The sequence below is a fragment of the Acetobacter okinawensis JCM 25146 genome (assembly GCF_000613865.1).
GTDB classification, from domain to species: domain Bacteria; phylum Pseudomonadota; class Alphaproteobacteria; order Acetobacterales; family Acetobacteraceae; genus Acetobacter; species Acetobacter okinawensis.
This window is the reverse complement of the sequence record NZ_BAJU01000064.1, coordinates 1-9,427: the sequence shown is the minus strand read 5'-3', so window position 1 is coordinate 9,427 and position 9,427 is coordinate 1. Positions and strand designations below refer to the sequence as shown.

The window sequence follows — 9,427 nt, the reverse complement described above, 5'->3', positions numbered from 1 at the left end:
CGCAAACACGCCCACGGACTGCGCGGACTGGAGCGAGGGCCGCCACAGCATCTGGTCCACAATGCCGTAAACCATCCAGTTGCCACGGTCCCAGCGCGGAATACCCGTGGTGTCATCCGGCCCACCCAACGCCTGACCGGACTGGTTGTAGCGGTAGTCGGGGAAGCGCCCCGTGTCGTAAAAACCACCGAGCTTGTACACACCGGGCAGGCCGGGGTCCTTGGTGACCTTGGACATGTCATCGGGCTGGGGGTTGATGGCATATTGCAGTTCGGTCATGAGCAGCGCACCCGTGCCCATGTTGAACTTGGTGCCCGAGGCATTGCCGTTGGCGTTCTGGTTAGTGGGGTCCACGGGGTTGCCACCCTGAATACCAAAAGAGTTGGAGGTATTGCCCGGCGGGTTGTCATCGGCTGCGGCAAACATGACGGTAAACTGGTCGGTTGGCCGGTAGCGGATCCGCACGGCGGGAGACGCCAGCGGCCAGGACGGCCCACCGGCATACAGGTTGACCGATGGCGCCATGGGCCAGCCGAAGTTGGAGTTAAGGTAAAGGCTGCCGTAATCGCTGATCAGGAATTCGGTATCCAGGTCCTGCTGCCCGATCTTGATGTCGAGCTTGCCGCCCAGAAAGGACTGCTGGTACCACAGCTCGAACAGGCGGGTGGAGCGGTCTGCCTCGAACCCGGAAACAGGGTTGTAAACACTCAGATGGTCCTGCGAGATGGAGCGCCCGCGCAGCTGGAGCGCGCTGATGTTGAACAGACCGCCCTTAAGGCCGATCAGCTTTTCCAGATCGACGGTCAGGGTTGGCATGGTCATGCCGTCATAGGCAGGGCCGGTGCCCGAGCCTGAACCGTTGGGGCCGTCATTGCCAGACGGGTTACCGCCAGTGGTGTTGCCCCACAGCTCGTCCACTTCCTGAATATCGAGAGTAATACCGTGGCGTGCCATCCAGTCGCGTGCGCCCCAGACGCTGCCCAGCAGGTGGTCACTCAGGTCCGGGTGGTCTGCATCGGGGGATTTGGCGGCCTCTGCCGCACGCATGGAATCCCGCACCGTGGCCGGATCAATCTCGGAGACCAGTGGACCGGAATTGCCAAGACGGCGGCGGTCCTGCTCCAGCTGCGTCTCCGCATTCTGTGCAAAGGATGCTGTGGTGGAAAGAAGAGATAAAGCGAGAGATACAAAAATGGTTTTAGAAAATGTCCTGCTTTTTCTTTTGGGGCAGGATTGCATATGGCGTGCCGCCAAGCAGAATCTTGACATAAGGTCCGTCCTATTTGCGAATAATTATCAAAAACATCAATATGGGAAAGCGTGTTAAGTTAAATATGTTTTAATTGCAACCCAGAAATACAAAAAAAGGGCAGGGATTTGGCACAATCCCTGCCCTCAATATTTACTATTTATAAAAAATTACTTCTGAGGATAGCTGAATGTAAAGCTTTCCGTAAAGGGAGCCCAAAAGCCGGGTGTGCCCGTTTCCTTATCCGTGTGGTGCAGGAAGCCGTTGGTTTCGGGCGAGCTGTAACGGAACACGACCGTGTAGGTGCCGGGACCATCCATTTTAACATTGTTGGCGTAATGCGCGCCGTCTTTTGCGGTCATGGGGTGCAGAATACCCTCATTTTTCCAGCTGGTGCCCTTTTTGGTCAGGGTGTAGTCCACGCCAATGTAGGGGATCCATGCGCCGTCGGGAAAACCCCAGGGGTTGTCTGCGGTGGCATGCACGTCGGTTTCAAGGTGAATGGTATCCGCGCCCATGGCCATGTCCTTGGGCATGGGGGCCATGTCCACGCCAAGCAGGTAGTTGGCGGCAATTTCCATATCATGCGCCTGTACGGGGCCACCAATGGGGTATTCACGCGCCATGGCCGGAGCAGCATAGGCGGCAGAAAGAGCGGTCAGTACGGAAAACACTTTGATACAACGCTTCATTTCATATCTCTGCGATCAGATGTGCCGTAGGGCACAGGGTTGAAAAAATGGGGGTCTATGGTGAGGGAGAGGGGTGTGGGCGGGTGCGCACAAAGCGTTCTGCAACCAGCAGGCAGGCAAGGGTCAGACCCCAGACAAGAATCTGGACCCCTGTTGGCCTGTCGGTATAACCGGCAAGGGCTTTGGCCGTGCGGCCAGCAAGGCTGCCATCGGACAACAGCCAGGATGTATCCCAGATGTCGTAACCCAGTGCCGGAATCAGGTCATCGGATGCAAGCAGGGCTGCTGCCTGAGAGGCCATGCCTGCCGCCAGAATGGAGACAAGAATATTGGTGACGGCAAAAAGGTGCCGCAGGGGAATGATGATTAACCCACGATACAGCGCATAGGACAGGGCAGCCCCGCCCAGCACACCCAGCAGGCCGCCGCTAAGCAGGGAGAACGCGCCAACATGGCCGATACGGCAATACCGTAAAGGAAGAGCACAACCTCCATACCCTCGCGCAGTACGGCCACGGCCACCACGGTTGCCAGAGCGCCAAGCGAGCGATGGCCGGAGGACACTGCGGCCCCTACCTGCTTCATTTCCTGCGCGAGTTCACGCCCGTGCCGCGCCATCCAGATGATGTGCCACGAGAGCATGAGAACGGCCAGACACAGGATGGATGCAGCAAAAATGTCCTGCCCATTGCCAGAAAATGCGGTGGAGAGTGCCCCGGCAAAGGCTGCGGCAATGGCTGCTCCGGTTACGCCGGCGGCAATGCCGCCCGCCACCCACCAGCCCCGACCGGCAATGCCGCGCGTTGCCGCAAGCACAATGCCAATAACCAGACCGGCTTCCATAACTTCACGAAAAACAATGATCAGACTGCCAAGCATGGTTTACGGCTTTGCTTCTGCGGTGACTGTTCCCTTGGCCTGATCGGGGTGGTAGTCATCAAAAAAAGTATATTGTCCGGGGTGTAGAGGGCCTGCATGCACACGAATTTTGGAGCCGGGGACAATAATTTTTTCAAATTTCATGTCATAGCTCTCTAGCTCGTCGGTCGTGCTGTCCTGATTTTCCAGTTCAATCATAAACCGCTCGCCAGCAGGCACGCTCAGATGATCAGGTTCAAAATGATGATCTTTGAGTGTAAGGTGATAAACGGTTTGCGCCTGAGCCTGCACGGGAGGAAAAAGATACATCCCGCTTAAAAGGGGGAGGGCTGCAAAAAGCCGTTTCATTCTCTGGTTCTCCGCTTGTCTTGACTGTTTGGGTTAGTGAGAATCATTATTAAAGTCAATGTTTATACCGATTGGTGAATTGTAAAATCATGTCGAACCATCCTCTGGCTTTTATGCGTCTGCCAACGGACCTGCTTATGGCGCTGGATAGCCGGACGTTCCATTTCTGGTTCCAGCCGATCCATTATCTGGTCAGAATGCTGCATATCCTGAGTATGGCTGGGTTTTTCGGGCTGGAAATGCTGTTTGCCCTCGCGGTGGTCCAGCAGATGGACAAGGATGCGCTGGTCCGGCTTTCGCGCTTTATGCTGCGTCCTTTGCATATCAGCTATGGCATGGCCATGATTACTGGATTCGCCCTGTTTTTTTACGACCCCGTACATATTGGTGCGCGTGCCTATATTACGCCCAAGCTTTTGGCACTGGTGCTATCGGGTGTGCTGGAGTGGTATGGCCACAAGGCCATTTACTGGCCGATCATGAAGGGGCGAGAAGACAACGTTTCTGTCTGGTGCAAGGTTTTTTGTTTTTCCGCCTGTATGGTCTGGGTGGCGGTCATCGTGTTCTCGTGCCTTAATACCGAAGGCGTGCCAAAAGTTTTCCTGCGGCATTATTTTTAACGGGAAAGACAAAAATATGGAGAACAGGTGATCCTATTCTCCATATTTATAAATATTCAAACAGTTATACGCGCTGTGCCGTTATTCGGCGGCAACATAGACCTTGCCACCAGCCTGACGGAATTCCTCATTCTTCTGCTCAATGCCAGCAAGGCGAATGGCATCTTCCTTGAGGTCCTGACTGATCCGCATGGAGCAGAATTTGGGGCCGCACATGGAGCAGAAATGCGCCGTCTTGTGGGCATCCCGCGGCATGGTCTCATCATGGTACGCGCAGGCCGTGTCAGGGTCGAGCGAGAGGTTGAACTGATCCTCCCAGCGGAAGGAGAAGCGCGCGCGGCTCAGGGCGTCATCGCGTAGCTTTGCCCCCGGGTGCCTTGGCCAGATCAGCCGCATGGGCGGCAATGCGGTAGGTAATCACGCCGGTTTTTACGTCGTTGCGGTCGGGCAGACCAAGGTGTTCCTTGGGTGTGACGTAGCAGAGCATGGACGTGCCAAACCAGCCGATCATGGCAGCCCCAATGGCCGAGGTAATATGGTCGTAGCCCGGTGCAATGTCGGTTGTTAACGGACCAAGCGTGTAGAACGGGGCCTCGTCACATTCGCGCAGCTGCTTGTCCATGTTCTCCTTGATCTTGTGCATGGGCACATGGCCCGGCCCTTCGATCATGACCTGACAGCCTTTGGCCCATGCAATCTTGGTCAGTTCGCCCAGTGTTTCCAGCTCGGCAAACTGGGCCGCGTCATTGGCGTCGGCTATGCTGCCCGGACGCAGACCATCCCCGAGGGAGAAGGAGACGTCATACGCGCGCATGATGTCGCAGATGTCTTCAAAATGCTCGTACAGAAAGCTCTCGCGGTGGCCGTTCAGGCACCAGCTTGCCATAATGGACCCGCCGCGTGAGACAATGCCGGTGACGCGGTTGGCGGTCAGGGGGACGTGCTGCAGGCGCACGCCCGCGTGGATGGTAAAGTAGTCCACGCCCTGCTCGGCCTGCTCGATCAGCGTGTCGCGGAACACGTCCCAGTTCAGCTTGCTTACATCCCCGCCCACTTTTTCCAGCGCCTGATAAAGTGGAACCGTGCCAATGGGGGTCGGGGCGTTACGCAGGATCCAGTCGCGGATGTTGTGGATGTTGCGGCCTGTGGACAGGTCCATGACCGTATCGGCACCCCAGCGGATGGACCAGACCAGTTTTTCCACCTCGTCTGCGGCGGAGGAGGTAATGGCCGAGTTGCCGATGTTGGCGTTCACCTTGACCAGAAAGTTACGCCCGATCACAACCGGTTCCAGCTCGGGGTGGTTGATGTTGGCGGGAATAATGGCGCGCCCGCGTGCGATTTCTTCGCGCACAAATTCGGGGGTCACAAATTCGGGCAGGGCGGCGTTAAAGGAGTTGCCGTCCTTGAGCTGTGCTGCAGCCTCGTCCAACGCTTTCTGGCGGCCCAGATTTTCGCGGTGGGCCACGTAGATCATTTCTTCGGTAATAATGCCTGCGCGGGCAAATTCGTACTGCGTGACCGGCTTGCCTGCAACGCCCGTAAGCACCGTGTGGGGGGCAGGGCAGGGCTGGACCAGATAGCTGCCTTCGGCGCCGCCGTTGTCCTCGGGGCGGATGCTGCGCGGTGTTGTGGCGGTCAGGCCCCGCTTGGCCAGCCATGCACTGCGCAGCTTGGGCAAGCCCGCACGCACGTCAATGCTGGCGGTATGGTCCGTGTAGGGGCCGGACGTGTCATACACCCGCAGGGGGGGCTCGTTGGCGGACGGGTCGAGTGCGATCTCGCGGAAAGGGACGCGGATATCGGGGTGCCCGTCGGGGCTGGAATAGACCTTGCGGGAACCGCGAATGGGGCCAGTGGTCACCTGCCCCGGTGCGGGGGCGGCCGTGTTGGCCGGTTTGGGGTTGCCGCCCTGTGTGGGCTGCGTGGTGGTGGTAGCAGACATTGCTTTATAGTCTCCTCAGGCGTGAGGAGGACAGGCCCGTTGAAAGGAAGCAGCCATTGCGGCCAACGCCTGCCACAGGGGCGGGGCGTCTGTTCCTTGCAGGCACCAGTCCCTCCGCCGGTATGAGCCGGATCAGGTTCCCCGCCAGAACCCTATGTTGCTGGCGGCAGGGTCGCCACGGTGCTTTCTGCTGGTACAGTAAAGCGTAAGTGGCCTCTCAGTTCCTTGTCCCGGAACCCCCCTTGGTTATGTGTAAGCAGATAGCCTGAGGTGTGTGTGTGTCAAGCATTTACACCAAGATGTGACCCCGCAGGGTCAGACTGGGGCACGCTCATCCTACGGGTGGGGGGTGGATTCCGGCTCCGGTCCTGCGGCTTTTGCCTGATGTATGGATGATGGCATACAGGAGCCCATTTATTATAATAAAGAATAATTCGTAAGATATGCAAGTTTTTTCGAGTATGTCATGATTGTGTCATGCAGACAGAAAGAAATAAAACGCTTGATGCGGTAAAAAATCTCGAAATCTCTCCACGTGCTCATTACGTCTTGTGGATAGCGGCATTTGTGTCTGCCATATGCGGCGGTCTTTACGGATACGACACGGGAATTATTTCTGGCGCACTTCTCCTTATTACCAAGGACTTCCACTTAACCTCCGTGCAGGAAGAAATGGTCACCTCGGCCATTCTGGTTGGCGCGGTCATTGGTGCTGTGGGTGTATCGTGGTTTTCCGAGCGCTATGGGCGCAGGATCTCGGTCATGCTGGTCACGGCGGTGTTCGTGCTGGGGGCGGTCGCCTGTTCCTATGCGTCCAGCGTGACCATGCTGGTGATCGACCGGGTGTTCCTTGGCTTTGCGGTTGGCGGGTCCACGCAGGTGGTGCCGACCTATATTTCGGAGCTGGCACCCGCCGCCAAGCGCGGCAATCTGGTCACCCTGTTTAACGTGGCCATTGGTATTGGCATTTTTATGGCCAATCTTGTGGGCTTTACCATGCGTGATGCATGGGGCTGGCGGCCCATGGTGGCCATTGCGGCCATTCCCGCCGCCGTGGTGTTTGTGAGCATGTTCTTCCTGCCCAAAAGCCCCCGCTGGGTGGCTGAGAACGAGGGCATGGTCTCCGCCGTCAAGCAGCTTGGGCGTGTGCGTACGTCGCGCAAGGTGATCCAGCGCGAGATCACGGAAATTCGCAAGAACGTTCTGGGTATGGATGAGGATGAACGGGGCTGGAAGGGCCTTCGGCTCCCATGGGTCCGCCCTGCGCTGGTGGCCGCACTGGGTATTGCGTTCTTTACGCAGGCCGGTGGGCTGGAGATGATGATCTACTACACCCCTACCTTCCTCTCGGATGCCGGGTTTAATAGCTCATCAGCTCTGCTGACCAGCCTTGGTGTGGCCATGGTCTATCTGGTCATGACTCTGCTGGGCTGCCTGTTTGTGGACCGGATTGGCCGCCGCCGTCTTGTGCTGATCATGGGGCCGGGTTCCGTGCTCAGTCTTATCGGGCTTGGTGTCATGTTTGCCCTCCACCCCGATAAGGGTAGCGTGGGAAGCTGGATGATTGTGGCCTTCCTGCTCCTGTTCATGGTGTTCAACTCGGGGGGTATTCAGGTTGTAGGCTGGCTTTTGGGGGCGGAACTGTTCCCGCTGCCCATGCGTGCGGTGGCGACCAGCTGCATGCCGCCGTGCTGTGGGGTGCGGACCTGCTGGTAACAGCAACAGCGCTCTCGCTGGTGCAGCTTGTCTCCCTTGGTGGGACAATGTGGATTTATGCGGGCGTTAATCTGGCATCGGTCGTGTTTGTCTATTTCTGCGTGCCAGAAACCAGCGGGGCTACGTTGGAGGATATTGAAATGGCCCTGCGTGAAGGCGAGTTTGTGCCCAAGGCCGAGAACAACTACGCCATTCCCCAGTACACGGTGAAGATGAGGCCTCGCCCGCATCCACCCCCGCTCCGGCGGGGAGTGCTGCCTGAGCATGCCGTCTCTCCTGCACGGGTCATAACCTGTGCAGGAGAGGAGAAACAGAAAAGCAAAAAGGCCGGTCCACAACATGGGCCGGCCTTTTTTGTGCAGGCTGTTCTGGTGCGTGCGCGCTTACTGCGTGCGTGCCATGAACTGCTCCAGCCAATGGATGGTGTAATCCCCATTCTGGAAGCCGGGGTCCTCCAGAATGGCGCGGTGGAGCGGTATTACGGTCTTGATCCCTTCCACCACAAATTCGTCCAGTGCGCGCTGCATGCGGGCAATGGCCTGCGCGCGCGTGGGGGCATGGACGATCAGCTTGGCGATCATGCTGTCGTAATACGGGGGAACGCGGTAGCCGGTGTAGAGCGCACTATCCACCCGCACGCCCAGACCACCGGGGGGGTGGTACACGGCCACGGTGCCGGGGCAGGGCGCAAAGGTGGTCGGGTCTTCCGCGTTGATGCGGCATTCAATGGCATGGCCAGAGAAGGTGACATCCGCCTGCGTGTAGCCCAGCTTTTCACCTGCTGCCAGACGGATCTGCTCGCGCACCAGGTCCACGTCGCACACCATCTCGGTAATGGGGTGTTCGACCTGAAGGCGGGTGTTCATTTCGATAAAGCAGAACTGCCCGTCCTGGTACAGGAACTCCAGCGTGCCTGCATTGCGGTAGCCCATGCGCGAGAGCGCTTCGGTTGCCGTGCGGCCGATGCTGTCGCGCTGTTCGGCGGAAATGGCGGGGGAGCCTGCCTCTTCCAGCACCTTCTGGTGGCGGCGCTGGAGCGAGCAGTCACGCTCGCCAAAATGGACCACGTTGCCGTAGTTATCGCCCAGAATCTGGAGTTCGATATGGCGCGGGCGGTCCATGTATTTTTCCATGTACACCGCATCGTTGCCAAAGGCTGCGCGCGCTTCGGTACGGGCCATGCTCCATGCATCGGACAGTTCATCGGCCGAGTGGGCGACCTTCATGCCCCGTCCGCCGCCACCGGCTGCGGCCTTGATCAGCACGGGGTAGCCAACGCGGCTGGCCACTTCGTGTGCTTCTTCAAGGTTGGCCAGCTCCCCGTCCGAGCCGGGGACTAGTGGCACGCCAAGGGCGAGCATGGTGGTTTTGGCCGTGATCTTGTCGCCCATCATGCGGATATGCTCCGCCGTGGGGCCAATAAAGACCAGACCGTGGGCTTCCACCGTTTCGGCAAAATCCGCATTTTCGGACAGAAAGCCGTAGCCGGGGTGAATGGCTTCTGCCCCGGTTATGGTCGCAGCCGACAGGATGGCCGCCACATTCAGGTACGAATCGCGCGAGGAGGCGGGGCCAATGCACACCGCCTCATCCGCCAGACGCACATGCATGGCGTCGGCGTCAGCAGTGGAGTGGACCGCCACGGTTTTGATCCCGAGTTCCCGGCAGGCGCGCAGGATACGAAGGGCGATCTCGCCACGGTTGGCGATAAGGATTTTGGAGAACATTACTCGATAATGGCAAGCGGCTGGCCAAATTCGACCGGATCGCCCGAGGCGACCAGAATGGCCTTGAGCGTGCCGCCCTTGGGGGCCTTGATCTGGTTGAAGGTCTTCATGGCCTCAATCAGCATCAGGGTCTGCCCTGCGGTCACAATCTGCCCTTCGCTGGGCGAAGGGGGGGGAGGACGGGTCAGGCGTCAGGTAGGCCACGCCCACCATGGGGCTGGGCACTGCACCGGGATGGCGGGACAGGTCCG

General features: G+C 58.5%; 5 protein-coding genes and 4 pseudogenes. 2 read left to right on the top strand and 7 right to left on the bottom strand.

Translation table 11 applies throughout. The features are described 5' to 3' along the window. From JCM25146_RS14820 to JCM25146_RS14805, 4 genes and pseudogenes are all read right to left on the bottom strand, one after another. Positions 1–1,239, bottom strand: a 1,239-nt coding sequence (locus tag JCM25146_RS14820; RefSeq protein WP_025828986.1) for a carbohydrate porin, incomplete at its 3' end; no start/stop codon positions are given. A gap of 180 nt (positions 1,240–1,419) precedes the next feature. Further along, positions 1,420–1,941: an iron transporter gene (locus tag JCM25146_RS14815; RefSeq protein WP_025828984.1), complete on the bottom strand. Its 522-nt coding sequence runs from the start codon at positions 1,939–1,941 to the stop codon at positions 1,420–1,422. Between the two features lie 55 nt (positions 1,942–1,996). Next, positions 1,997–2,820 (bottom strand): annotated as a pseudogene (locus JCM25146_RS19985) (FTR1 family iron permease). A gap of 3 nt (positions 2,821–2,823) precedes the next feature. Further along, entirely contained in the window at positions 2,824–3,168 is a 345-nt protein-coding gene (locus JCM25146_RS14805) for a cupredoxin domain-containing protein (protein WP_025828982.1), read from the bottom strand. Positions 3,169–3,257: 89 nt separating this feature from the next. Between JCM25146_RS14805 and JCM25146_RS14800 the strand changes: the two genes are divergently transcribed. After that, entirely contained in the window at positions 3,258–3,788 is a 531-nt protein-coding gene (locus tag JCM25146_RS14800; RefSeq protein WP_025828980.1) for a hypothetical protein, read from the top strand. An 81-nt stretch (positions 3,789–3,869) separates the two neighbouring features. Here the strand turns inward: JCM25146_RS14800 and thiC are convergent. After that, positions 3,870–5,733 (bottom strand): annotated as a pseudogene (gene thiC, locus JCM25146_RS19980) (phosphomethylpyrimidine synthase ThiC). Between the two features lie 477 nt (positions 5,734–6,210). Between thiC and JCM25146_RS19975 the strand changes: the two are divergent. Then, a pseudogene (locus tag JCM25146_RS19975) lies at positions 6,211–7,652 on the top strand (sugar porter family MFS transporter); the annotation flags it as partial. A gap of 180 nt (positions 7,653–7,832) precedes the next feature. Here the strand turns inward: JCM25146_RS19975 and accC are convergent. Beyond that, positions 7,833–9,176, bottom strand: a complete 1,344-nt coding sequence (gene accC, locus JCM25146_RS19970; protein WP_035372754.1) for an acetyl-CoA carboxylase biotin carboxylase subunit — start codon at positions 9,174–9,176, stop codon at positions 7,833–7,835. Continuing rightward, positions 9,176–9,427: pseudogene (locus tag JCM25146_RS19965) on the bottom strand (acetyl-CoA carboxylase biotin carboxyl carrier protein); the annotation flags it as partial. The pseudogene JCM25146_RS19965 and the gene accC, both read right to left, overlap by 1 nt.